We start from the raw sequence: 22,637 nt of genomic DNA on the forward strand, positions 1-22,637 counted from the left end.
GTAAAAAACGGGGCATGACAGCACGCCCGCCTGCCCTTCATCGCCAACGCCGTGGCAGGCGCGCCTTTGCCGATGGCCTGGCGGCGGAACAGGCTGCCATGGCCGATCTGCGGGCAAAGGGCTGGCAGGTGCTGCTGCACCGCGCCCGCACGCAGTGGGGGGAAATCGACATCGTGGCCCTGCGCGCGGGCTGCCTGGCCTTTATCGAGGTCAAGGCACGCCCTTCCGTGCTGGCGGCAGGCGAATCGATCCGGCCTGCGCAGGTCACGCGCATCATGAATGCAGCCCAGGCACTCTGCGCCGCCAATCCGCACTGGACCTATGACAGCATGCGCCTTGATGTCTGCGCGGTGCTGCCGGGCAATGTCATTGAGTGGATACCGGACGCCTTCAGGCAGTACTGAGCCCGGCTGGTTCCGCCAGAATGCAAACGCCGCCTTCTTGAAAAAAGGCGGCATCCAAAAGCTTTTATTATTTTTTTAAAAGGCTGTTTTCAAACAGACTTTCAGGTGCGATGGCGGATCGGTGCCGGATGGATATGGTGGGTTACGCTGCCATGCGGGTGATAGACGATGGTATGCACCATCGTGTGCTGCGTATGGGCGGGGGTGCCGTGATGCGCCGCCAGCACCACCGGGGCGGCATGGCCCCTGCCCGCTGCATGGCGGTAGGTCGCGTGGCGCACGGGCGGTGGCGGCGGGGCGATCAGCGCGCCAAGCGTGAGCCGGTCGGCCTCGCTCTCGGTTACCGCATGGGTGCGGGCATGGGCGGGGGTGGCGATGCTTCCAATCAGACCTGCGCCAAGCAGCAGCATTGTAGCAGAACGCAAGTCAGTATAGCGCATCAGGCCCCCTTGTTTTTTCAAATGCCAAGGAAAGCTAGGCGAAAGCGGTGGCATGATGCAAGTGATGTTATGCCCCAAATACGAAACGGGCAGGACATTTCTGCCCCGCCCGTCCTTTTTACTGCCCTCGGGCCGCCCTGATCAGGCAGCAGCGGTGGCGATGCCCTTCTCGGTCAGGAGCTTTTCGAGCTCGCCGGTCTGGTACATCTCGGTCACGATATCGCAGCCGCCAATGAACTCGCCCTTGACGTAAAGCTGCGGCACGGTGGGCCAGTTCGAGAAGTCCTTGATGCCCTGGCGCAGCTCGGCGTCGGCCAGCACGTTCTCGGTCTTGAAGGGCACGCCAAGGTGCTTGAGCACCTGCACCACGCGCGCGGAGAAGCCGCATTGCGGGAAGTTGGCATCACCCTTCATGTACAGCATGACGGGGTTGGCGTCGATCTGCGCCTGGATGCGCTGTGCGATTGTTTCGGCCATAATCTTGTTTTCCTGCTTTGGGGGTAAGGATACCGCTTTTTTGGTCAGTCGGGCGTCTGGGTCTGGAGCGCCAGCGCATGCAGCTTGCCGCCCATGTGCCCCTGCAACGCGTTATAGACCATCTGGTGCTGCCGCACGCGGGGCAGGCCGCGAAAGGCCTCGCTCACCACGCGGCAGGCATAGTGGTCGCCATCGCCCGCCAGATCATCGATCGTGATCTTTGCATCAGGCAGGGCCTCGCGGATGTAGGTCTCGATTTCCTGTGCCGTCATTGCCATGTGGCTTAAAACTCCTGCCCTATCGGTCCATCAGTCGCGGAAAGAATTCGGAATGCACCGCGAGCAGACGCGCCTTGGATATTGTGGACCCGCTGGGCAATGTCAAACCCTCGCCGCCCGAACGGCCCAGCCTGCGGCATGGCACCCCTGCCTTTGCCGCAAGGGTGGCGAGCGCCTGCCCATCACGCACCGCCACGACATAGCGCGACTGGTCCTCGCCAAACCAGAAAGCCTCGGGCCGCATGCCGGATTGCGGGGCGTCGAGCACGCAGCCTGCCTGCCCTGCCATGACCATCTCGGTCACGGCCACCAGCACGCCGCCATCAGCCACATCGTGGCAGGCGGCAATCGTGCCATCAAGGATCAGCCCGCGCACGAAATCGCCATTGCGCCGTTCGGCGGCCAGATCGAGTTCAGGTGGCTCGCCATCCTGCGCGCCAAGGATCTCGCGCAGCCAGATCGACTGGCCAAGCTGGCCCTTCGTCTCGCCCAGCAGCATCACGTCGCAGCCATCGGGCATGCCAAGCCCGACCGCCTGGCGCACGTTCTCCAGCACGCCAAGGCCGCCAATGGCAGGCGTGGGCAGGATGGACTGCGAGGTGCCATCAGGCGCACGCGTCTCGTTATACAGCGAGACATTGCCGCTCACGACCGGGAAGTCGAGCGCACGGCACGCCTCGCCCATGCCAGCGATGGCATCGACGAACTGGCCCATCACCTCCGGCTTTTCAGGCGAGCCGAAGTTGAGGTTGTCGGTCACCGCCAGCGGGCGGGCACCCGTGGCCGTGATGTTGCGCCACGCCTCGGCCACGGCCTGCGCGCCGCCCAGCTTCGCGTTGGCGCGGCAGTAGCGCGGCGTGCAGTCGGTGGTCAGCGCCAGGCCGATCTCGGTGTCTTCCACCTTGACGATCGCGGCATCGGCCGCACCCGGCCTGCGCACCGTCTGGCCGCCTACCGTGCTGTCATACTGGTTGTAAACCCATGCGCGCGAGGCGAGGTCCGGGCAGCCGATCAGCCGGATCAGCGCCTGCTCCACACCCACGGGGTCGATGATCGGCTCCATAGGCTGCGGCTTTTGCGCAGGCGCCGTGGGGCGACGGTAGACCGGGGCCTGATCGGCCAGCGGTGCCAGCGGAATCTCGGCCTCGACCGCGCCCTTGTGGCGGATCACGATATTGCCGGTATCGGTCAGGTGACCGATGACGGCAAAGTCGAGTTCCCACTTGTCAAAGATGGCGCGGGCCTGCTCGGTGCGGTCGGGGCGCAGCACGATCAGCATGCGCTCCTGGCTCTCGGACAGCATCATCTCATACGCCGTCATGCCGCGCTCGCGCTGGGGCACGTGGTCAAGGTCGAGGTCGATGCCAACGCCACCCTTGCCCGCCATTTCTACGGCGGAGGAGGTCAGGCCAGCCGCCCCCATGTCCTGAATGGCCACGATGGCGTCGGTCGCCATCAGTTCGAGACAGGCCTCGATCAGCAGCTTTTCAACAAACGGGTCGCCCACCTGCACGGTCGGGCGCTTGGCCAGCGCATCCTCGTCAAACTCGGAGGACGACATGGTGGCCCCGTGAATGCCGTCGCGCCCCGTCTTGGAGCCGACATAGATCACCGGGTTGCCAACGCCAGCAGCCGCCGAGAGGAAGATGCGGTCCTGCCGCGCAACACCCACGGTCATGGCATTGACCAGCGGGTTGCCGTCATAGGCGGGGTGGAAGTTGATCTCGCCGCCTACGGTCGGAACACCCACGCAGTTGCCGTAGCCGCCCACGCCGCGCACCACGCCATCAACGATGCGGCGCGTCTGCGGGTTGTTGGGGTCGCCAAAGCGCAGGGCGTTGAGGTTGGCCACCGGGCGCGCGCCCATGGTGAACACATCACGCAGGATGCCGCCCACGCCGGTGGCAGCGCCCTGATAGGGCTCGATGAAGGAGGGGTGGTTGTGGCTCTCCATCTTGAAGATGGCGGCCAGACCGTGGCCGATATCAACCACGCCCGCGTTCTCGCCGGGGCCATGGATGACCCATGGTGCCGTGGTGGGCAGGGTCTTGAGATAGGCGCGCGATGACTTGTACGAGCAGTGCTCGGACCACATCACGGAGAAGATGCCCAGCTCCGTAAAGCTGGGCGTGCGGCCCATGATGGACAGGACATTGCCGTATTCTTCCGCCGTCAGGCCGAATTCGCGCGCCAGTGCCTCATCAACGGTGCGTTGTGCCTTTGCACTCATCCGACCAGAGCCTCCACAAGTCCCGTAAACAGGGGTTTGCCATCCTCGCCGCCCATCAGCGGATCAACCAGATCCTCCGGGTGGGGCATCATGCCGCAGATGCGCAGGTTCTCGCTGAACACACCGGCAATGGCGTTCATCGAGCCATTGGGGTTGAGCTGCGGGTCGCCTGCATCCAGCCGCCCGTTTTCCGCAACGTAGCGGAAGGCCACGCGGCCGGTATCTTCGAGCATGCGGATGGTCTCGGCCTCGGCAATGTAATTGCCATCGCCATGCGCCATGGGGGTGCGGTACACATCACCCTTTGCCCAGTGGCGGGTGAACGGCGTGTCATTGCGCTCCACGCGCAGCCAGCAATCCTGCGACAGGAAGCGCAGCGCCGCGTTGCGCAGGAGTGCGCCGGGCAAAAGCTGCGCCTCGGTCAGGATCTGGAAACCGTTGCACACGCCCAGGATATGGCCGCCCTTGAGCGCGAATTCGCGGATGGCCGCCATGATCGGCGCGTGTGCCGCCATGGCGCCGCAACGCAGGTAATCGCCATAGCTGAAACCGCCGGGCAGCACCACAAGGTCCAGCCCCTCGGGCAGGGCCGTATCACGGTGCCACACCATGGCCGGGGCCTGCCCGGTCACGCCGCGCAGCGCGATGGCCATGTCACGCTCCCGGTTCGTGCCGGGAAAAACTACAATTGCCGCCTTCATTTGCCGCCGCCGCAGGGATAGGATTCATGCAGCGCCGTGAACACAACCTCACCCGCCGGGCGGTTCAGTCCATCGCGGTGGGCCTTCATCCAGTTCACGACCTTGCCGCGCATGTCCGCCGTAGGGGTTGCGGGCGTTATGCAGAAAGCCGCGGCGTCCTTGTCGTCCTTCTGCGCATTGCGCTCGAACAGGTGGTCGAGCGCACCCGCATCGGCCACGCCGGAGATGTAGGAATCACAGATTCCGGTGCCGGCGGGCTTGGTGCACAGCGATCCAAGCTGCTCGCCAGACAGGCGCGAGACACGCTGGGCAGAGGCCTGCGCCACTGGCAGCGCCGCCGCCATGACACAGCCAAGGGCAAGAAGGCGGGCGATCTTCATCCAACGACCTCCGTTGTGAAATCCTCGATCACGAGATTGGCCAGCAGGGCGCGCGCCATGGCATCGGCCTGCGCGCGGGCGCGCTCGCGGTCGGTCTCGTCAATCTCGAGCTCGATCACGCGGCCAATGCGCACCTCGCCCACATTGCCAAAATCGAGCACATGCAGCGCATGTTCCACGGCCTTGCCCTGCGGGTCGAGCACGCCTTCCTTCAGCATGACGGTCACGCGCACCTTCATTGCATTACCTCCGGTCCCTTCATGTCGGAATTCGTGGCCTCGGGCAGGATGCCCAGGCGCATCGCAACTTCCTGATAAGCTTCTTCAACCTTGCCCATGTCCTTGCGGAAACGGTCCTTGTCCAGCTTCTCGCTGGTCTTGGCATCCCACAGGCGGCAGTTATCGGGCGAGATTTCATCCGCCAGGACGATGCGCATGTTGTCGCCCTCGAACAGGCGGCCGAATTCCAGCTTGAAATCGACAAGGATGATGCCGATGCCCATGAACAGGCCGCACAGGAAGTCGTTGATGCGCATGCTCAGCGCCACGATGTCTTCCATGTCGTGCGGGCAGGCCCAGCCGAATGCGGTGATGTGCTCCTCGCTCACCATCGGGTCGTTCAGGGCGTCGTTCTTGTAATAGAACTCGATGATGGGGCGCGGCAGGCGCGTGCCTTCCTGGATGCCCAGCCGCTTGGACAGCGAGCCCGCCGCCACGTTGCGCACCACGACCTCGAGCGGAATGATCTCGACTTCGCGGATCAGCTGCTCGCGCATGTTGAGGCGGCGGATGAAATGGGTGGGAATCCCGATATCGTGCAGGCGCAGCATGAGGTGTTCGCTGATACGGTTGTTCAGCACCCCCTTGCCGGTGATGATGCCTTTTTTCGCGCCGTTGCCGGCGCTGGCGTCATCCTTGAAATACTGCACGAGCGTGCCCGGCTCGGGCCCCTCGAAAAGGATCTTGGCTTTTCCTTCGTAAAGCTGGCGGCGGCGGCCCATACTCGTCCTTCACATAACGCTGTGGGGACGGGCCGGGAGCGGCCCCTCCCCTGATCTGCAGGATCTGTTTGCGGCATGATCCCCAATGGTCCGCATGCCATAGCAGCGTTCCGGGCGGGAAGATACCATATTTACCTCAAGCCCGTGGCTGTGGCGCCTCGAGGTCGATGGGCTGGTAGCCCACGCGGTCGGGCGCGCCCGCGGCAAAGAACCACGACCGGCGGCCATCGCCTGCCACCCCGATGGCCGATGAACTGCACGTGCCAAAGCCCGAGCGCGGCGGGATGTTGAGTTCACTGCCCGCAGGCAGCGAGCGGTCGGCCAGCAGCGTGGTCCAGGCCGACCATTCCGGCGGCACGGGCCGGGTTGCCGCCCGGAAGCGTGGCAGGTGGCGGGCGATGCGCGGCATGCCCATGTCATCGGGGTCGGTGGTGGCGACCATGTGCACGCCGGGGGCGAGCTGCTCCACCTGCGGCTGGCCGTAGCCGGGGCCGCGGATGAAAAACGCATCCGCCCGGTCCGCCACGATCATGTTGAACGAGCGCCATGCGCCTGCATCGATGGTGGCGATGTGTTCCACCGCCGCGCGTGCCGTATCAAACTTTCCCGCCAGCAGCGGCAGCGCGCCGCGCGAGTTCTTGCCCGGCATGGGGCCAAGGCTGCCCACGCGGTTCATGATGCCCGCGACCACGCCCGCATCATTGAGCGTGAGCCACGAGCCACCGGCCACCTGGTCCTGCCCGCCAATGACGTTGGGCTGCCCGGCCCAGTGCCGCCCCGGCGGCAGCCAGGGCCGGTCGAGGCGTTCGTCACGGTTGGCCGCCATGAGCAGCGGCCAGCCCTGATCCGGATCGTGGGAAATGACGACTGTGCACACGCCTCGATATCCTGCTGCTGTTTTCCGTCAGGGCACGGGGCTTCAGCTCCGTGCGGGGCCTGCCTCGCCAAACACGCGGGTGAAGGTATGGTCGATCTTGCCCAGATGGGCATTGCTGTCCATCGCCGCATCGAGCACTTCCGCCGGTACCCGGCCTGCCACCTCGGGGTCGGCGGCGAGGTTCTCGCGGAAGGTCTTTGCGCCCTTCTGCCCCAGCTTCGTCCACGTTTCCATGGCGTTGCGCTGGACGATGCGGTACGCATCCTCCCGCAGGATGCCCGCGCGCGCAAGGGCCAGCAGCACTTCGCCCGAATGCACCACGCCGCCAAGGCTCTCGATATTGGCCTGCATCTGGTCAGGATAGACCACCAGCTTTTCCATCATGCCCGCAAGGCGCATGAGCGCGAAGTCGAGGCCGATCGTGCCATCGGGGCAGATGTTGCGCTCGACGGAGGAGTGGCTGATGTCACGCTCATGCCACAGCGCCACGTTCTCGAGTGCGGGAATGACATGCGAGCGCACGAGGCGGGCCAGCCCGGTCAGGTTTTCCGACAGCACGGGGTTGCGCTTGTGCGGCATGGCGGACGAACCCTTCTGCCCCTTGTGGAAGAACTCCTCCGCCTCGCGCACTTCCGAGCGCTGGAGATGGCGCACTTCGGTGGCCAGCCGCTCGATGCCGCTGGCAATGACCGCGAGCGCGCAGAAATAGGCGGCATGCCGGTCACGCGGAATGATCTGGGTGGACACGCCCTCGGGCTTCAGGCCCAGCTTGCTGGCCACATAGTCCTCAACGCGGGGGTCGATATGGGCATAGGTGCCGACAGCGCCCGAGATGGCGCAGACGGCAATTTCCTCACGCGCGCGGACAAGGCGCTCGCGGTTGCGGGCGAACTCGGCATAATGGCCCGCGATCTTCAGGCCGAATGAGGTCGGCTCGGCATGGATGCCGTGGCTGCGGCCGATGGTGAGCGTGTATTTGTGCTCGAACGCGCGGCGCTTGAGTGCCGCCAGCACGGCATCGACATCCTGCAGGAGCAGGTCGGTCGCCTGCACCATCTGCACCGACAGGCAGGTGTCGAGCACGTCCGACGAAGTCATGCCCAGGTGCACGAAGCGGCTGTCGGGGCCGACCTTCTCGGCCAGCCAGGTCAGGAAGGCGATGACATCGTGGCGGGTCTCGGCCTCGATCTCGTCAATGCGGTCGAGATCGGCCTGCGAGAAGGCGGCCATGGCGGCATCGCCCTTCTCGCGGATGGTCTTTGCGGCCTCAAGCGGGATCGCGCCATATTCCGCCATGGCCTCGCAGGCGAGGGCCTCGATCTCGAACCAGATGCGGTAGCGGTTCGTGGGGGACCAGATGGCGGCCATGACGGGACGGGTATAGCGCGGTACCATGTTCTCGGGCTTCCTTGGCTCAAAGCGACACAATTCAGGATCAGGCCGCCTTCCTAGCCAATTCTGGCGCGTGCGTCTCCCTTATATTCACGCCGCTTTCCGCCCATGGCATACAAGCTGTCATGACAGGCATGATTGCATGTTGCCCGCGCACGGCGGCATAAAGCACCTGCCACGCCCGCCACGCCTTGCCGCGGCATGACCTTGCCTTCAGGAATCCTTCTGCCCATGTCAGCCATTTTTTCCCCTTCTTCCCTTTACGCACTGGCCCAGGTTATCCTGATTGACGTGACGCTGGCGGGTGATAACGCCATCGTGGTGGGCATGGCGGTGCGCAACCTGCCGCAGCAGTCACGCCGAATCGCCATATTGTGCGGCGTGCTGGGGGCGGCGGTCATCCGCATCGCGCTGGCGCTGGTGGCGGTCAGGCTGCTGGCCATCATCGGGCTGACACTGGCGGGCGGCCTCCTGCTGATGTGGGTGTGCTGGCGCATGTTCCGCGAGATGCGCGGGGATGGCCATGCCGAAACGGACACCCCCGCCCCCGGTTCCCTGCGCAACGCCATCATCCGCATTATCGTGGCTGACCTGTCCATGAGCCTGGACAACGTGCTGGCCGTGGCGGGGGCTGCGGGCGAGCATATGGGCGTGCTGGTGAGCGGGCTGGTCATATCGGTGGTGCTGATGGCGGTCGCGGCCTCGCTCATCGCCCGGCTGCTGGAGCGGTACAAATGGATTTCGTGGGTGGGGCTGCTGGTGGTGCTGGCGGTGGCCATTGAACTCATCGTCAAGGGCGGGGGCGAGGTCTGGGCGCATGTGGGGCATGTGGGCTGATGCGCCCCCTCACCTCCCTGCGGCCCGCATGCCTGCGCCGGTGGGGCCAGGCGGCCTGCCTTGCCACCATCATGGCGGGACTGGCCACCCCTGCCCCCGCGGCCACGGCTCCGGCTGAAGGCGACTGGCCCACGCCGCGGCAGGCCGCCACGGGCAATGCCGATGATGACCCCATCGCAGCCAAGCTGCTGGTCTATCTGCGCCTGCTCTCGGGTGCTGGCGGCACGGCGGAGGAATACGCCACCTTCCTCAACGAAAATCCCGCATGGCCACAGCGTGGCCTCCTGCTCGCCCACTACCAGCAGGCGCTGGCGGCGGAATCGGATGATGCGGTGGCGGGCGCGCTGTGCCCCCGCCTGCCGCTGACGGACGCACGCGCCCTGCTGCGCTGCGCCCACGCCAGCCCCACCCCCGAAAAACTGGCGGCATGGGCGCGGGATACATGGATCAACCGCGCCGACAGCCCCACGGACGCGCAGGCCCTGCTGGCGGGCTTCGGGCCGCAGTTTACGCCACAGGACCACTGGCAGCGCTTTGACCGGCAGGAACGCGCGGGCAGGATTGACGCCGCAACCCGGCAGGTGGCGTTGCTTGAAGCCACGCAGCAGCCCGTGGCCCGCGCGCGCCTGGCGTTTCGCCGCAACGACCCGCAGGCGGAAGATACACTAAGCACCCTGCCGCCCGAGCAGCAGGCCGATGGCGCGCTGGTGCTCGACCAGTTGCGCTGGCTGCACCACGCGCAACGGCTTGATGAGGCGCTGGCCCTGTGGCGCGCCCGTGGCGTAGACACCGAAAAGCAGCAGTCCCCCGCCATCGCCACCGTGTTCTGGCGCGAGCGTGACGGGCTGGCGCGCGACCTGCTGCTGGCCCACCGGGTGGATGACGCGCTGTTCCTGGCCAGCGACACGGCGGATATCGGCTCGGCCAACCATTATGATGCCCTGTTCCTTGCAGGATGGATCCGGCTGGAATACCTGCATGATGCCGAGCACGCACAGGCCGATTTCGCCCCGCTGGCGCAGGCGGTACCGGTCATTACCCGCAGCCGGGGGCTGTTCTGGGTGGGCCGCGCGCTCTGGGCACGCGGGCGCCATGGCCCGGCCCGCGCGCAATGGATGCAGGCGGCCAGCCTCGCCAACACCTTTTATGGCCAGATGGCCATAGAATGGCTGGCAGGCAACCGCGCCAACCAGCTCGTGACCCCTGAGCAGGCGGGCCGCCAGATCCGCGCGCATCTGCTGCGCGAGAGCGAACCCAGCCCCGGCGTGGCCGATTCCGTGCGGTTTGACACCACCGACCTCGCCCGCGCCGCCGAGATCCTCGTTTCATGGAACGACCGCCACCATGCGCGTGACTTCATTCTGGCGCTTGATGCGCAGGGCACCAGCCCCATCACCCATGTGCTCGCCGCCCGCATGGCCACCCGCCTTGGCATGCCCGATGCCGCCGTGATGGTGGCCCGGCTGGCGGGCAAGGATGGGCTGACACTGGTGCATGAGGGCTGGCCCCGCGCCTGCGCCCCCCCCACGAGCACCCTGCCGCCCGATGTGGAATTGGCCATAACCCGGCAGGAAAGCGGGTTTGACGCGGGCGTGGTCAGCCCCGCCCATGCGGTGGGCCTGATGCAGCTGCTCGTGCCCACCGCGCGTGAAGTGGCGCGCAAGGCGGGGCTGAACGTGAATGTCAGCGCCGCCAGCCTGACCAACCCTGACCTGAACATGCAGCTTGGCGCGGCCTACCTGGCCGATATCGCCCGGCGCGTGGGCAATGCCGTGCCCTACGTGGCCGCCGCCTATAATGCAGGTCCCCACCGCACCGATGGCTGGCTGCTGACCCTGGGCAACCCCGCGCGCGACACCCCCGTGCCCGATGCCATGCTGGACTGGATCGAGAGCATCCCCTTTGGCGAGACGCGCAACTACGTGGAACGGGTGGAGGAAAACATGGCCATCTATCAGGCGACCGACCCGGCACTGGGGGCAGGCTGATGGCGTTTTCACCTGCCCGCTTCATCGCCAGTTTCTGTGGCACCGGCTTTGCGCCCCGTGCGCCGGGCACGGTGGGTTCGCTCGCTGCCCTGATCGTGGGCGTGCCACTGCTGGGGCAATGGCTATGGATGGCGCTGGCGGTGCTGGTGGTGACCTTTGTGGGCTACCGCGCCACGCAGCTTGCCTCAGGCGGGGAAGACCACGGGTGGATCGTGATCGATGAGGTGGCGGGCATGTGGATTGCCATGTTCCCCCTCGCCCCCCTGCCGCTTGATGGCCTGCGCTGGGCTGATGGGCTATGGCTGGCGCTGGCCTTTGCGCTGTTCCGCCTGTTCGACATTACCAAGCCCGGCCCGGTGGGCTGGTTTGACCGGAGGCATGATGCGCTGGGCATCATGGGCGATGACGTGGTGGCCGGACTCATGGCGGCCGCGATCCTGGCAGGCATCCGTTGCCTTGCCTGATGCGTTGACGCCCCTGAAAGAGGAGATTGCCGCCGATGTTACCTGACACCTTTCTGGGCCGCATGCCCGATGCCCTGGCCCGCCTGCGCGCCGCAGGCCAGCGTGTTGTCACGGCGGAAAGCTGCACCGGCGGCCTGCTGGCCGCCGCCATGACCGAGGCCGCTGGCGCATCCGATGTCGTATGCGGCGGTTTTGTCACCTACTCCAACAGCATGAAGCACCATGCGCTGGGCGTGCCGCTGAAACTGCTGGAAGAATATGGCGCGGTCAGCCGCGAGGTGGCCGCCGCCATGGCGCAGGGCGCGCTCGGCCATGCGCCCGATGCCAACCTGTCAGTCGCCATTACCGGCATTGCAGGCCCCGGCGGGGCCACGCCGGGCAAGCCGGTGGGGCTGGTCTGGTTCGCCGTGGCGGGTGGCGGCACGGTGCATACGGTCTCGCACCATTTTGCGGGCGAGCGATGGGATATCCGCACCCAGGCCGTGCGCGCGGCCCTTGGCCTGCTGCTTGACCACGCGGGCCGACTGGCGGCGGAATAAGGGCAACATAATAACAGAAGTTTTTGGTGAAGATTTCTTTAAAAAGATTTAAAGAACGCCGTCTTTTAAAAAAGACGACACTCAAAGACTTTTATTTTTTCTATTAATAAGTTGTTTTTCAACAGTCTTAAGCTTTCTAAAAAAGCTTAACCAAAAACTTTTTTCTGTTTTCAGGACAAACTGGCGTGACCTAGTACCCGGCTACCGTGCTGCCGGTTTCCGGCACGCGGATGGGGCTTGCGGTCTGGCCCGTACCCTGTGCCTGCACGGGGTGGCCAGCAGATGCTGCCGGCGCGGGGGGCTGAAGCGAAGTGCGGGCCTTCTGCAGGCTCTGCTCGTTCAGGTCAGCGGTCTCGGCATCGCTGCCGGGCGCGGGGGCTTCCGCCTTGTGCGGCGCGGGCGAGGCGGCATGGGCCAGCGGGGCCGCGCACACAAGGGCCGCCCCCATAAGGGCGGGGAGAATTCTGCTCATGAAGTGTTTTCCCTGTCGTCGATACGGGGGGGTCAGGCGTTGCCTGCCTTGGCGGCGGTCACCTGCGCAGGCTGGACTGCGGGCGGCGGGCCATAGATGTCACGCGCGCGGCGGATGAAGGCCGAGACCATAAGGCGCACGGCCTCGTTGAACACCACCCCGATCGCGGCCTGCAACAGGCGGGACTTGAACTCGAAATCCACGAAGAAATCGACCAGGCAGCCACGCGGCTCGGGCGTAAAGGTCCAGACGTTGTTGAGGTAACGGAATGGCCCCTTCTCGTAGCTGACGCGGATGGTGCTGGGTGCCTCGAGCAGAACACGGCTGGTAAATGTCTCGCGGAAGGGGCCGAACCCGATGGTCAGGTCAGCCACCAGCTCGGTTGCCGTGCGCGTGCGCACGCGCGCACTGGTGCACCACGGCAGGAACTGGGGGTATTTCCCGACGTCGGCCACCAGTTCAAAAAGCTGGCTGGGCGAATAGGCGATAAGCCGACGTTCGGCATGGGTGGGCATCTACTTGATCTCCATTGCGCCACGCTCTGCCTTCAGGCGTTGCTCACGTGCGGCGCGTAGCTGCGCAAAATCTGAATCCGCATGGTACGACGACCGGGTCAGCGGCGAGGAACTGACCTGCAGGAAGCCCTTCACCCGGGCCATGCCCGCATAATCGGCAAATTCCTCAGGCGTTACGAACCGGGCCACCGCAGCATGCTTGACCGTAGGCTGGAGATATTGCCCCAGGGTGATGAAATCAACGTCCGCAATGCGCAGGTCATCCATGACCTGCAGGATTTCAGGCCGTTCCTCCCCCAGTCCCAGCATCAATCCCGATTTTGTGAAGATGGAAGGATCCATCCGCTTCACGTCATCAAGCAGGCGCATCGACTGGTAGTACCGCGCGCCGGGGCGGATGGTGGTGTACAGCCGCGGCACGGTCTCCAGGTTGTGGTTGAACACATCGGGGCGGGCGCGCACCACCACCTCGAGCGCGCCGGGCTTGCGCAGGAAGTCGGGCGTCAGGATCTCGATGGTGGTGTCAGGCGCGCTGGCGCGGATCGCGCCAATCACGCGGGCGAAGTGATGCGCGCCACCATCAGGCAGGTCGTCACGATCCACCGATGTAATGACCACGTGCCGCAGGCCGAGCTTGGCCACCGCATCGGCCACGCGCCCGGGTTCATCCCCGTCAAGCGCGTTGGGCAGGCCGGTGGTGACATTGCAGAACGCGCAGGCCCGGGTGCAGATCTCGCCCATGATCATCATGGTGGCGTGGCGCTGCGACCAGCATTCACCAATATTGGGGCAGGCCGCCTCCTCGCACACGGTCACAAGGTTGTTGTCGCGCATGAGCTTGCGCGTCTCGTGATAGGTGGGGTGGTTGGGCGCGCGCACACGGATCCACTCTGGCTTGCGGGCAATGGGGTTATCGGGCCTGTGCGCCTTTTCTGGATGGCGCAGCGTGGCTTCACCCTTCTTGCGGTGGTCGATCATCAAACGCACGGACATGATGCAAAAAATCCCGTAAACAGGCAGATAACCAGAAGTGAAACGCCTGCAGCAAGACGTCAAGCATTCTTGGCGCCCTGAGCCGGGCGCAGGATCACATCCGCACGATCAGGGTGCGGTATGGCCCTGCCCCCGGCTTTCAGTGGGGGTCAGATATGCAGCGCCCCGTCATACGCGGCCAGCACGGCCTCGTGCATGGTCTCGGATATGGTGGGGTGCGGAAAGACCGTTTCCTTCAGTTCGCCATCGGTCAGTTCACCCGTGCGGGCGATCACGTAGCCCTGGATCATCTCGGTCACTTCCGCGCCAACCATGTGCGCGCCGAGCAGTTCGCCGGTAGCCTCATCAAAGATGGTCTTGACCATACCCTCGGGCTCGCCCATCGCAATCGCCTTGCCATTGCCTATGAACGGGAAGCGACCCACGCGGATCCTGTAACCCGCAGCCTTCGCCTTCTCCTCGCTCAGCCCGACGGAGGCCACCTGCGGGCGGCAATAGGTGCAGCCGGGAATGTTCATGGGGCTGATCGGGTGAACCTCACGCCCCGCGATCAGTTCCGCCACCATCACACCCTCATGGCTGGCCTTGTGGGCAAGCCAGGGGGGAGCTGCAATGTCACCAATGGCGAACACGCCCTTCTCGCCCGTGCGGCAGTAGGGATCGACCGTAATATGGGTACGGTCCACCTTGATGGCAGTGCCCTCGAGGCCGATATTCTCGACATTGCCGACAATGCCCACCGCCGAGATCACGCGCTCGACCGTGACGGGCGTGGTCCTGCCGCCAGCGGTTACGTCTATCGTAACCGAATTGTCAGCCTTGGTGATTTTGCCCAGCTTCGCTCCGGTCAGGATCTTCATGCCCTGCTTTTCCAGCGCTTTGCGTGCAAAGCCACTGATCTCGGCATCTTCCACCGGCAGGATGCGGTCAGCCACTTCCACAATGGTCACCTCCGCACCCATGTTGCGATAGAAGGAGGCGAACTCCACGCCAATCGCGCCCGAGCCGATCACCAGCAGGCTGCGCGGCATGGCCTTGGGCACCATGGCCTCGCGGTAGGACCAGACCAGCCTGCCATCAGGCTCCAGCCCCGGCAGCACGCGGGCACGCGCGCCGGTGGCCACGATCACGTTTGGCGCGGTCAGCACGGTGGTTTCCTTACCGTCCACGCTGACCGAGACCTTGCGACTGGCCCCCGCCGTTCCGGCCAGCTTGCCAAAGCCGCTGATGACCGTGACCTTGTGCTTCTTGAGCAGGTGGGCAACACCTGCCGAAAGCTGGGCCGAGACGGCGCGCGAGCGCTTGACCACCTTGTCAAAGTCAAAGCGCACGTTATCCGCCGCGAACCCGAACTCGCCAAGGTTGTGCAGCAGGTGGTTGATCTCGGAGGCGCGCAGCAGCGCCTTGGTGGGAATGCAGCCCCAGTTGAGGCAGATGCCACCAAGCTGGGAGGCTTCCACCACCGCGACCTTGAGCTTGAGCTGGGCCGCGCGGATGGCCGCGACATACCCACCGGGGCCGCCGCCAATAACAATCACATCAAACTGTGTGGTGCTCATTGAACGCGCTCCCTCAGACCACAAGGCTCATGGGGTTCTCGACCACCTTGCGGAAGGCCGAGACCCACTGTGCGGCCAGCGCGCCGTCCACCACCCGGTGATCGACCGAGAGCGTGACAGTCATGACGGTGGCGATGGTGATCTCGTTACCCTTGACCACCGGCCTGCGCTCGCCTGCCGCAATGGCCAGGATGGCCGCCTGCGGCGGGTTGAGAATGGCCGAGAACGCCTTGACCCCGTACATCCCCATATTGGAGATGGAGAAGGTGCCGCCCTGGAATTCCTCCGGCTTCAGCCTGCCTGCCCGCGCACGCGCCACGAGGTCACGCGTCTCGAGGCTGATCTGGCGCAGGCTCTTGGTATCGGCCTTGCGCACGATGGGCGTGATCAGCCCGTCGGGAATGGAGACGGCCACCGAAATGTCCACATCCTCATAAACCCGCACGGCCTCCTCGGTGAAGGACACGTTGACCTGCGGCACCCGGCGCAGCGTGACAGCCGCCGCCTTGACCAGCATGTCATTGACGGAAATCTTGTACGCCCCCGGCCCTTCATCAGGCGAGGCCGCGTTCATTTGGCTGCGCAGTGCCAGCAGCGCATCAAGCTCCACATCCATTTCCACATAGAAATGCGGTACGGTGGACTTGGATTCCGTCAGCCTGCGCGCAATGACCTTGCGCATGGTGGTGTGCGGAATGCTCTCGAAGCCCGCTTCTTCCACCAAAGCCGCGGGCGCTGCGGTTTTGGGTGCCGGGGCAGATGCCGCCTGCTCCACATCACGGCGCACGATGCGCCCGTTGGGGCCGCTGCCCTTGAGGCTGGCAAGGTCGATGCCCTTCTGCGCTGCAATGCGGCGCGCCAGTGGGGATGCAAACACGCGCGTGCCTTTGGCGGGTGCAGCAGCCGGAGCCGGAGCCGCTGCGGCTGCCGGCGGCGCTGCCGGGGCAGATGGCGCGGGCGCGGGTGAAGCTGCCGGGGCAACCGGGGCTGGCGCATCCGGCACGCTTTCCCCCTGCGCCACCAGGATGGCGATGGGCGTGTTGACGGCAATGCCGTGCGTGCCGCCCTCGATCAGGATGCGGCCCAGAATGCCTTCATCCACGGCCTCGACTTCCATCGTGGCCTTGTCGGTCTCGATCTCGGCAATCACGTCGCCTGCGGTGATCGTGTCGCCCTCCGCCTTGAGCCAGCGGGCCAGCGTGCCTTCCTTCATGGTGGGGGAAAGGGCTGGCATCAGGATGTTGATGGACATCGCGCGTTCCCCTCACACAACCTGCCGGACGGCATTGATGATCCAGTCCGTATTGGGCAGGGCCAGCTTTTCAAGGTTGGCGGCGAACGGCATGGGTACGTCGGCGCCCGCCACGCGCACCGGCGGCGCGTCGAGGTAGTCGAACGCATGCTCGATCACCTGCATGGCCACTTCCGCGCCGATGCCTGCAAACGGCCAGCCTTCTTCCACCGTAACGAGGCGGCTGGTCTTTTTCACGCTGTCCACCACGGTCTGGGTATCGAGCGGGCGGATGGTGCGCAGATTGATCACCTCCGCCTCGATGCCCTGCTCGGCCAGTTTTGCCGCCGCCTCAAGGGCCACGCCCACCATGATGGAGAAGGCGACGATGGTCACGTCACGCCCCTCGCGCTCCACCTTGGCCTTGCCGATGGGCAGGATGAAATCCTCATCCACCGGGCAGGAAAAGCGCTGGCCGTACAGGATCTCGTTTTCAAGGAACACGACCGGGTTGGGGTCGCGGATGGCGGCGCGCAGCAGGCCCTTGGCATCGGCTGCCGACCACGGTGCCACCACCTTCAGCCCCGGCACATGGCCGTACCAGCTTGCATAGCACTGCGAATGCTGGGCCCCCACGCGGGCCGCCGCGCCATTGGGGCCACGGAACACGATGGGGCACGACATCTGCCCGCCCGACATGTAGCGCGTCTTGGCCGCCGAGTTGATGATCTGGTCAATGGCCTGCATGGCGAAGTTCATGGTCATGAACTCGACAATCGGCTTGAGCCCGGTCAGGGCCGCGCCAATGGCCATGCCGGTAAAGCCCTGCTCGGTAATGGGGGTGTCGATCACCCGTTTCTCGCCAAACTGGTCGAGCAGCCCCTGCGAGACCTTGTAGGCCCCCTGGTACTGGGCCACTTCCTCACCGATCAGGAACACGTCCTCATCGCGCGCGAGTTCGGCGGCCATGGCGTCACGCAGCGCCTCGCGCACGGTGATCTCGGTGGTCTCGCCCCAGTCCTTTTCAGGCTGCGGGGCGACGGGGGCGGCAGCTGGCGCGGCTACGGACGGCGCGCACGAGGGCTGGGCCACCGCAGGCTTTGCCGCTGCCGTGGGGGCTGCCGCCGGCATGGCGGATGCATCCTCACCTTCGGCAAGCAGGACCGCGATGGGCGTGTTGACCGCTACGTTCTCCGTGCCTTCGGGCACCAGGATCTGGCCAAGCGTGCCTTCGTCAACGGCCTCGACTTCCATCGTGGCCTTGTCGGTCTCGATTTCGGCAATCACGTCGCCTGCGGTGATCGCATCACCGGGCTTGCGCAGCCAGCGGGCCACCTTCCCCTCCTTCATGGTCGGGGAAAGGGCGGGCATGAGTATTTCTGTTGCCATCTCTAGATCAGCTTTCCACCAGTATGTCAGTCCACAGCTCCGAGGGGTCGGGCTCGGGACTGGCCTGGGCAAACGCCGCTGCATCGGTCACGACCGCCTTGACCTGTTCGTCCATGGCCTTGAGTTCGTGTTCATCCACGCCCATGGCCAGCAGTTCGCGGCGCACGCGGTCGATGGGGTCCTGGTTCTTGCGGATTTCATCCACCTCCGAGCGCTGGCGGTATTTCGCCGGATCGGACATGGAATGGCCACGGTAACGGTAGGTATCGACCTCGAGCAGCACCGGCCCCTTGCCCGCGCGGCAATGGGCCACGGCCTCGGCTGCGGCCGCGCGCACGGCCTGCACGTCCATGCCGTCGACATACATGCCCGGAATGCCCCACGGCTCGCCATTGCGCCACAGCGCCTTCGAGGCCGAGGCCCGCTCCACGCTGGTGCCCATGCCGTAGCGGTTGTTCTCGAGCACGAACAGGCAGGGCAGCTTGTGCAGGGCGGCGAGGTTGAAGCTCTCGTAAACCTGGCCCTGGTTGGCGGCACCCTCGCCATAATACGTGACCGAGACCTCGTCCGTGCCACGATACTTGTTGGCGAATGCCAGCCCGATGCCCAGCGAGACCTGCGCGCCCACGATGCCGTGGCCGCCATAGAAGTGTTTCTCACTCGAGAACATGTGCATCGACCCGCCCTTGCCGTGGGAGTAGCCCCCCTCACGGCCGGTCAGCTCGGCCATCACGCCGCGGGGGTCCATGCCGGCGGCAAGCATCTGGCCGTGGTCGCGGTAGGAGGTGATGATCTTGTCACCCTGCTTGAGCTCCATCTGGATCCCGACCACGACGGCTTCCTGCCCGATATACAGGTGGCAGAACCCGCCAATCAGCCCCATGCCATAAAGCTGGCCCGAACGCTCCTCGAAGCGGCGGATCAGCACCATCTGGTAATAGGCATGCTTCAGGTCGGCTTCGGTCATGGCGCGGCTGTTATGCCCGCCCCCCAGGCCGGGATCGGTCTCGTTACTCATCGAACGTCCTTGGTTCATGGTGCCCGTGCCGCCACCCGCGCAGGGTAGGGCAGCCGTTGCGATTACAGGGTGTTTGCGGTGCCATCAGCAGCCTGATGCACGATCATAAGTGCCAGACGCGCCGCCGGATTTATGGATCACATGGATCTGACCGATTTCCATGTCGCGCTCCACGGCCTTGCACATGTCATACAGCGTCAGCGCCGCGACGGAGGCTGCCGTCAACGCCTCCATCTCCACCCCGGTCGGCCCGGTGGTGCGCACGCGCGCGGTAATGTCGATCCCCTCGCCCGCCCTGTCGGGCGCAAGCTCCACCTTGACGGAGGAAATGGCCAGCGGGTGGCACAGCGGAATAAGTTCCGCCGTTCTCTTGGCGGCCATGATGCCCGCGATGCGCGCCGTGGCCAGCACATCGCCCTTGGGCATGTCACCCGCCAGGATCAGGTCCAGCGTTCCAGCGCGCATTTTTATGTGGCCATGCGCCACGGCCTCGCGCTGCGTATCAGGCTTGGCCGAGACATCGACCATGACCGCATGCCCCGCCGCATCGAGGTGTGACAGGCGGGGTGCGGTCATGGCGTGCTCTCGGCTGGTGGCGCGGCCGCATCCGGGCTGGCCGGGGCGGTGGTGCCCAGCAGCGCGTGCACGGCGGCGCCCACATCCTCATGCCGCAGCAGGCTCTCGCCCACCAGGAAGCCCGATGCGCCCACGGCGTTGAGCTTCATCACATCCGCATGCGTGCGGATGCCGCTTTCTGACACGATGATCCGGTCGGGCGGCACCAGCGGGGCCAGGCGGCAGGTGGTCTCGATATCTGTCTGCAGCGTCTTGAGGTTGCGGTTGTTGATGCCGATCAGCGAGGTATCGAGGGCCAGCGCGCGGTTGAGCTCGCCTTCATCATGCACTTCAACGAGCACATCCATGTCGAGGCCGCGGGCGATGTCGAGCAGTTCGGCGGCTTCGGCATCGGTGAGGATGGCCATGATGAGCAGGATGCAGTCAGCCCCCATCAGGCGGCTTTCATGCACCTGCCACGGGTCGATGATGAAGTCCTTGCGCAGGATGGGCAGCTTGCACGCCTCGCGCACGCGGGTCAGGTCCTCGGCGCTGCCGTGGAAGCATGAGCCCTCGGTCAGGACGGAAATGCACGCCGCCCCCGCCGCCTCGTAGGCTTCGGCAATGACGGTGGGCTCGTAGTCGGGGCGCAGGATACCGGCGGAAGGCGAGGCCTTCTTGATTTCCGCAATCAGGCCGATCTGGTGGTCGGCGGTCTTCTGCTTCAGCGCCTGGCCAAAACCGCGCGGCGGGGTGTTCACCTCACGCGCGCGGGCGGTGATTTCCTTCAGCGGCATGACCTTGGCACGCTGCGCCACGTCCACCCGGGTCCGTGCACAGATACGTTCCAGAACATCGGGGATGCTGTCCACATCCACGGGCTGGACACTGCCTGTCTGGGGGGGGGTCATTGGCGTGTCGTTCATGTTTTACCCTGTTACTCTGTTTGGCCCGTCTGCCCGGAACTGCCGGACAGCCTCCAGCACGGCCGCAACCGCGCCATTATCGAGCACACCCGCAGCCAGGCGGATGTTCTCGCGCAGGGCGGCATAGTCAATCACGCCCCCGTGCATGATATTGTCCCCTCGCCCCGCCACATGCAATGCCACGGCTGCATTGAGCAGCACGGTATCACGGTAGGCACCCTGCCCTCCTGCCGCCAGCGCGCGCAGGGCGGCGGCATTATGGGCGGGCGCGCCCCCTGCAATGGCCGTGATGGGGGCGGGTTGCAGGCCGGTCCTTTCGGGCGCGATGGTCAGGGTGTGAATCTGGCCATTTTCCAGCACGCAGGCCTGCGTGGGGCCAGCAAGGGTCAGTTCATCGATAAAGCGCCCCTGCCCGCACGCCCCGCTTACCGCCCAGACCCGCTCGGAACCCAGGGCGCGGAGCGTGCGCACCATGACATCAAGCCATTGCGGCGTGAACACGCCCACAAGCTGCCGCCTGACCCTGGCGGGATTGGAAAGCGGGCCGACAAGGTTGAAAATGGTGCGGAACCCCAGCGCGCGGCGCACGGCACCCACATGCCGCATGGCGGGATGGTGGCTTGTCGCGGCCAGGAACGTCACGTTATGCGCCGCCACCATCTGCCCGATCGGCTCAGCCCCAACGGGCATCGGCACGCCAAGTTCCAGCAGCACGTCGGTCGCCCCCGAGCGTGATGACAGGGCGCGGTTGCCGTGCTTGACCACCGGCACGCCAAGCGCTGCCAGCACAAAGGCCACTGCGGTCGAGACATTGAGCGTGCCCAGCCCGTCGCCCCCCGTGCCACACACGTCCAGGGCGCCATCAGGCATGCCGGGCACCGCCAGCATGCGCGCGCGCATGGCCTTTACCGCGGCTTCAAGCTCGCCCACGCTCTCGCCGCGCATGTGCAGCGCGGTCAGGAAGGCGGCCAGCATGCCCTCGCCCACCGCGCCGTCCATGATCAGCCCGAAGGCTTCATCCGCCATCCCGTGCGGCAGTTCCCGGCCCTCGAGCACCACGTCCACAATGCCCCGGAACGTGGCGGACGCAGCCGAAGGATCAGCCGCGCGCCCGGTCATGACACCTTCAAGCTCCACCGGGTCGGCCTGCAGCATGCCGCGCAGGCGCAGGCCAGTCAGGAAGGCAACCGCCGGAATTTCCGCCACCTGCCCGGCACGCACCTGCGCCAGCCCGGCCTTTACCAGTTCGGGCGGCACCGCCCCCTGCCCCACGACACGGGCCAGAATATCCCTGAACGCAACCTGCGGCTCGGGGGCGTTGTCCATCGTGCTGCCCATGCCGGCTCAGGCGGCCTTGCGCGGTGTGTTCCTGCCCCGTGCGATGGACAGGAAATTGGCCATGATCTCGTGGCCATATTCCGAGGCGATGCTCTCGGGGTGGAACTGCACGCCAAAGATCGGCAGGCTGGCGTGGCGCAGGCCCATGATCACGCCATCGGCTGTATGGGCGGTGGCGACGAGCGTATCGGGCAGGCTGTCGGGATCGACCGTCAGGCTGTGGTAGCGGGTGGCGTTGAAGGGGTCCGGCAGGCCGGTGAAAATATCGGTGCCGTCATGATAGACCGGCGAGACCTTGCCATGCATGGGCGTGGGCGCGCGCACCACCTTGCCGCCAAACACCTGGCCAATGGCCTGATGGCCAAGGCAGACGCCAAAGACCGGCACCCTGCCGGCAGCGGCGGCAATCAGGTCGCAGCAGATCCCGGCCTCGTTGGGTGAACAGGGGCCGGGCGAGATGACAATGGCCTCGGGCCTGAGCGCAAGGGCTTCTTCCACGCTGATGGCATCGTTACGGTACACATCGCATTTCTCGCCCAGATCACCGAGGTAATGGACGAGATTGAACGTGAAACTGTCATAATTGTCGATCAGGAGGATCATGGGCGTATCATGGCTTTTCCGCTGGGCCGGG

26 protein-coding genes are annotated in these 22,637 nt (G+C 65.3%); 5 read left to right on the forward strand and 21 right to left on the reverse strand.

Features of this window, described 5'->3' with window-relative positions:
• Nucleotides 1–14: 14 nt before the first annotated feature.
• Nucleotides 15–404, forward strand: coding sequence for a YraN family protein (locus DV027_RS10055; RefSeq protein WP_207303470.1), 390 nt, complete (start codon nt 15–17; stop codon nt 402–404).
• Between the two features lie 101 nt (nt 405–505).
• Here DV027_RS10055 and DV027_RS10060 read toward each other — a convergent pair whose 3' ends face one another.
• From DV027_RS10060 to purB, 10 genes are all read right to left on the reverse strand, one after another.
• Nucleotides 506–844 carry a hypothetical protein gene (locus tag DV027_RS10060; protein ID WP_207303471.1) on the reverse strand — a complete coding sequence of 113 codons (339 nt, stop codon included), beginning with the start codon at nt 842–844 and terminating at the stop codon, nt 506–508.
• A gap of 141 nt (nt 845–985) precedes the next feature.
• On the reverse strand, nt 986–1,321 hold the full coding sequence (gene grxD / locus DV027_RS10065) for a Grx4 family monothiol glutaredoxin (protein ID WP_078524283.1): 336 nt from the start codon (nt 1,319–1,321) through the stop codon (nt 986–988).
• 44 nt (nt 1,322–1,365) lie between these two features.
• On the reverse strand, nt 1,366–1,599 hold the full coding sequence (locus DV027_RS10070) for a BolA family protein (RefSeq protein ID WP_061274211.1): 234 nt from the start codon (nt 1,597–1,599) through the stop codon (nt 1,366–1,368).
• Nucleotides 1,600–1,618: 19 nt separating this feature from the next.
• Nucleotides 1,619–3,829 carry a phosphoribosylformylglycinamidine synthase subunit PurL gene (gene purL, locus DV027_RS10075; RefSeq protein WP_130731680.1) on the reverse strand — a complete coding sequence of 737 codons (2,211 nt, stop codon included), beginning with the start codon at nt 3,827–3,829 and terminating at the stop codon, nt 1,619–1,621.
• Entirely contained in the window at nt 3,826–4,530 is a 705-nt protein-coding gene (gene purQ, locus DV027_RS10080; RefSeq protein ID WP_130731681.1) for a phosphoribosylformylglycinamidine synthase subunit PurQ, read from the reverse strand. Before purQ ends, purL begins: the two co-directional genes overlap by 4 nt.
• On the reverse strand, nt 4,527–4,910 hold the full coding sequence (locus DV027_RS10085) for a Rap1a/Tai family immunity protein (protein ID WP_130731682.1): 384 nt from the start codon (nt 4,908–4,910) through the stop codon (nt 4,527–4,529). Before DV027_RS10085 ends, purQ begins: the two co-directional genes overlap by 4 nt.
• Complete coding sequence (gene purS / locus DV027_RS10090) at nt 4,907–5,149, reverse strand: phosphoribosylformylglycinamidine synthase subunit PurS (protein ID WP_110569194.1); 243 nt, start codon at nt 5,147–5,149, stop codon at nt 4,907–4,909. The genes DV027_RS10085 and purS overlap by 4 nt, the downstream gene beginning before the upstream one ends.
• Complete coding sequence (gene purC / locus DV027_RS10095; protein WP_130731683.1) at nt 5,146–5,910, reverse strand: phosphoribosylaminoimidazolesuccinocarboxamide synthase; 765 nt, start codon at nt 5,908–5,910, stop codon at nt 5,146–5,148. The genes purS and purC overlap by 4 nt, the downstream gene beginning before the upstream one ends.
• A gap of 136 nt (nt 5,911–6,046) precedes the next feature.
• Nucleotides 6,047–6,787, reverse strand: a complete 741-nt coding sequence (locus DV027_RS10100; RefSeq protein WP_130731684.1) for an NRDE family protein — start codon at nt 6,785–6,787, stop codon at nt 6,047–6,049.
• A gap of 42 nt (nt 6,788–6,829) precedes the next feature.
• Nucleotides 6,830–8,182, reverse strand: coding sequence for an adenylosuccinate lyase (gene purB, locus DV027_RS10105; protein WP_130731685.1), 1,353 nt, complete (start codon nt 8,180–8,182; stop codon nt 6,830–6,832).
• Between the two features lie 228 nt (nt 8,183–8,410).
• On the opposite strand from purB, the gene DV027_RS10110 reads away from it, so the two are divergent.
• From DV027_RS10110 to DV027_RS10125, 4 genes are read left to right on the forward strand one after another with little or no spacing between them, the layout of a single operon-like run.
• The gene (locus DV027_RS10110) at nt 8,411–9,016 is read left to right on the forward strand and encodes a YjbE family putative metal transport protein (protein ID WP_130731686.1); all 606 of its coding nucleotides are present in this window, start codon (nt 8,411–8,413) and stop codon (nt 9,014–9,016) included.
• Nucleotides 9,016–11,004 carry a lytic transglycosylase domain-containing protein gene (locus tag DV027_RS10115; protein WP_130731687.1) on the forward strand — a complete coding sequence of 663 codons (1,989 nt, stop codon included), beginning with the start codon at nt 9,016–9,018 and terminating at the stop codon, nt 11,002–11,004. Before DV027_RS10110 ends, DV027_RS10115 begins: the two co-directional genes overlap by 1 nt.
• A complete protein-coding gene (locus DV027_RS10120) occupies nt 11,004–11,468 on the forward strand; it encodes a phosphatidylglycerophosphatase A family protein (protein WP_130731688.1) in 465 nt (154 codons plus the stop codon). Before DV027_RS10115 ends, DV027_RS10120 begins: the two co-directional genes overlap by 1 nt.
• A gap of 35 nt (nt 11,469–11,503) precedes the next feature.
• Complete coding sequence (locus DV027_RS10125; RefSeq protein WP_130731689.1) at nt 11,504–12,007, forward strand: CinA family protein; 504 nt, start codon at nt 11,504–11,506, stop codon at nt 12,005–12,007.
• 190 nt (nt 12,008–12,197) lie between these two features.
• Here DV027_RS10125 and DV027_RS10130 read toward each other — a convergent pair whose 3' ends face one another.
• From DV027_RS10130 to DV027_RS10180, 11 genes are all read right to left on the reverse strand, one after another.
• Nucleotides 12,198–12,479, reverse strand: coding sequence for a hypothetical protein (locus DV027_RS10130; RefSeq protein WP_130731690.1), 282 nt, complete (start codon nt 12,477–12,479; stop codon nt 12,198–12,200).
• 32 nt (nt 12,480–12,511) lie between these two features.
• Nucleotides 12,512–12,994: a type II toxin-antitoxin system RatA family toxin gene (locus DV027_RS10135; protein WP_130731691.1), complete on the reverse strand. Its 483-nt coding sequence runs from the start codon at nt 12,992–12,994 to the stop codon at nt 12,512–12,514.
• Nucleotides 12,995–13,987 (reverse strand): lipoyl synthase, encoded by a 993-nt coding sequence (lipA, locus tag DV027_RS10140; RefSeq protein WP_129551302.1) that lies wholly within the window; start codon nt 13,985–13,987, stop codon nt 12,995–12,997.
• Between the two features lie 149 nt (nt 13,988–14,136).
• Complete coding sequence (lpdA, locus tag DV027_RS10145; RefSeq protein WP_130731692.1) at nt 14,137–15,546, reverse strand: dihydrolipoyl dehydrogenase; 1,410 nt, start codon at nt 15,544–15,546, stop codon at nt 14,137–14,139.
• A 13-nt stretch (nt 15,547–15,559) separates the two neighbouring features.
• On the reverse strand, nt 15,560–16,798 hold the full coding sequence (locus DV027_RS10150) for a pyruvate dehydrogenase complex dihydrolipoamide acetyltransferase (protein ID WP_130731693.1): 1,239 nt from the start codon (nt 16,796–16,798) through the stop codon (nt 15,560–15,562).
• A 12-nt stretch (nt 16,799–16,810) separates the two neighbouring features.
• Nucleotides 16,811–18,166, reverse strand: a complete 1,356-nt coding sequence (locus tag DV027_RS10155) for a pyruvate dehydrogenase complex E1 component subunit beta (RefSeq protein WP_130731694.1) — start codon at nt 18,164–18,166, stop codon at nt 16,811–16,813.
• A gap of 7 nt (nt 18,167–18,173) precedes the next feature.
• Complete coding sequence (pdhA, locus tag DV027_RS10160; RefSeq protein WP_242621841.1) at nt 18,174–19,133, reverse strand: pyruvate dehydrogenase (acetyl-transferring) E1 component subunit alpha; 960 nt, start codon at nt 19,131–19,133, stop codon at nt 18,174–18,176.
• Nucleotides 19,134–19,268: 135 nt separating this feature from the next.
• Complete coding sequence (gene moaC / locus DV027_RS10165) at nt 19,269–19,760, reverse strand: cyclic pyranopterin monophosphate synthase MoaC (protein ID WP_130731696.1); 492 nt, start codon at nt 19,758–19,760, stop codon at nt 19,269–19,271.
• On the reverse strand, nt 19,757–20,650 hold the full coding sequence (trpC, locus tag DV027_RS10170; protein WP_130731720.1) for an indole-3-glycerol phosphate synthase TrpC: 894 nt from the start codon (nt 20,648–20,650) through the stop codon (nt 19,757–19,759). The genes moaC and trpC overlap by 4 nt, the downstream gene beginning before the upstream one ends.
• Nucleotides 20,651–20,668: 18 nt before the next feature.
• Nucleotides 20,669–22,003 (reverse strand): anthranilate phosphoribosyltransferase, encoded by a 1,335-nt coding sequence (gene trpD, locus DV027_RS10175; protein WP_130731697.1) that lies wholly within the window; start codon nt 22,001–22,003, stop codon nt 20,669–20,671.
• A gap of 6 nt (nt 22,004–22,009) precedes the next feature.
• Nucleotides 22,010–22,606 (reverse strand): anthranilate synthase component II, encoded by a 597-nt coding sequence (locus tag DV027_RS10180; protein WP_130731721.1) that lies wholly within the window; start codon nt 22,604–22,606, stop codon nt 22,010–22,012.
• Nucleotides 22,607–22,637: the final 31 nt, after the last annotated feature.

The organism is Komagataeibacter xylinus, from assembly GCF_004302915.1.
GTDB lineage: Bacteria > Pseudomonadota > Alphaproteobacteria > Acetobacterales > Acetobacteraceae > Komagataeibacter > Komagataeibacter xylinus_C.

Coding starts and splice junctions, on each gene's coding strand:
- lipA (WP_129551302.1), bottom strand. CDS start 13,987: ATGTCCGTGCGTTTGATGATCGACCACCGCAAGAAGGGTGAAGCCACG.
- DV027_RS10085 (WP_130731682.1), bottom strand. CDS start 4,910: ATGAAGATCGCCCGCCTTCTTGCCCTTGGCTGTGTCATGGCGGCGGCG.
- DV027_RS10125 (WP_130731689.1), top strand. CDS start 11,504: ATGTTACCTGACACCTTTCTGGGCCGCATGCCCGATGCCCTGGCCCGC.
- purB (WP_130731685.1), bottom strand. CDS start 8,182: ATGGTACCGCGCTATACCCGTCCCGTCATGGCCGCCATCTGGTCCCCC.
- DV027_RS10130 (WP_130731690.1), bottom strand. CDS start 12,479: ATGAGCAGAATTCTCCCCGCCCTTATGGGGGCGGCCCTTGTGTGCGCG.
- DV027_RS10110 (WP_130731686.1), top strand. CDS start 8,411: ATGTCAGCCATTTTTTCCCCTTCTTCCCTTTACGCACTGGCCCAGGTT.
- DV027_RS10070 (WP_061274211.1), bottom strand. CDS start 1,599: ATGGCAATGACGGCACAGGAAATCGAGACCTACATCCGCGAGGCCCTG.
- purS (WP_110569194.1), bottom strand. CDS start 5,149: ATGAAGGTGCGCGTGACCGTCATGCTGAAGGAAGGCGTGCTCGACCCG.
- DV027_RS10180 (WP_130731721.1), bottom strand. CDS start 22,606: ATGATCCTCCTGATCGACAATTATGACAGTTTCACGTTCAATCTCGTC.
- DV027_RS10115 (WP_130731687.1), top strand. CDS start 9,016: ATGCGCCCCCTCACCTCCCTGCGGCCCGCATGCCTGCGCCGGTGGGGC.
- DV027_RS10060 (WP_207303471.1), bottom strand. CDS start 844: ATGCGCTATACTGACTTGCGTTCTGCTACAATGCTGCTGCTTGGCGCA.
- purQ (WP_130731681.1), bottom strand. CDS start 4,530: ATGAAGGCGGCAATTGTAGTTTTTCCCGGCACGAACCGGGAGCGTGAC.
- trpD (WP_130731697.1), bottom strand. CDS start 22,003: ATGGGCAGCACGATGGACAACGCCCCCGAGCCGCAGGTTGCGTTCAGG.
- lpdA (WP_130731692.1), bottom strand. CDS start 15,546: ATGAGCACCACACAGTTTGATGTGATTGTTATTGGCGGCGGCCCCGGT.
- trpC (WP_130731720.1), bottom strand. CDS start 20,650: ATGACCCCCCCCCAGACAGGCAGTGTCCAGCCCGTGGATGTGGACAGC.
- moaC (WP_130731696.1), bottom strand. CDS start 19,760: ATGACCGCACCCCGCCTGTCACACCTCGATGCGGCGGGGCATGCGGTC.
- purL (WP_130731680.1), bottom strand. CDS start 3,829: ATGAGTGCAAAGGCACAACGCACCGTTGATGAGGCACTGGCGCGCGAA.
- DV027_RS10150 (WP_130731693.1), bottom strand. CDS start 16,798: ATGTCCATCAACATCCTGATGCCAGCCCTTTCCCCCACCATGAAGGAA.
- DV027_RS10120 (WP_130731688.1), top strand. CDS start 11,004: ATGGCGTTTTCACCTGCCCGCTTCATCGCCAGTTTCTGTGGCACCGGC.
- purC (WP_130731683.1), bottom strand. CDS start 5,910: ATGGGCCGCCGCCGCCAGCTTTACGAAGGAAAAGCCAAGATCCTTTTC.
- DV027_RS10135 (WP_130731691.1), bottom strand. CDS start 12,994: ATGCCCACCCATGCCGAACGTCGGCTTATCGCCTATTCGCCCAGCCAG.
- DV027_RS10055 (WP_207303470.1), top strand. CDS start 15: ATGACAGCACGCCCGCCTGCCCTTCATCGCCAACGCCGTGGCAGGCGC.
- pdhA (WP_242621841.1), bottom strand. CDS start 19,133: ATGACCGAAGCCGACCTGAAGCATGCCTATTACCAGATGGTGCTGATC.
- DV027_RS10155 (WP_130731694.1), bottom strand. CDS start 18,166: ATGGCAACAGAAATACTCATGCCCGCCCTTTCCCCGACCATGAAGGAG.
- grxD (WP_078524283.1), bottom strand. CDS start 1,321: ATGGCCGAAACAATCGCACAGCGCATCCAGGCGCAGATCGACGCCAAC.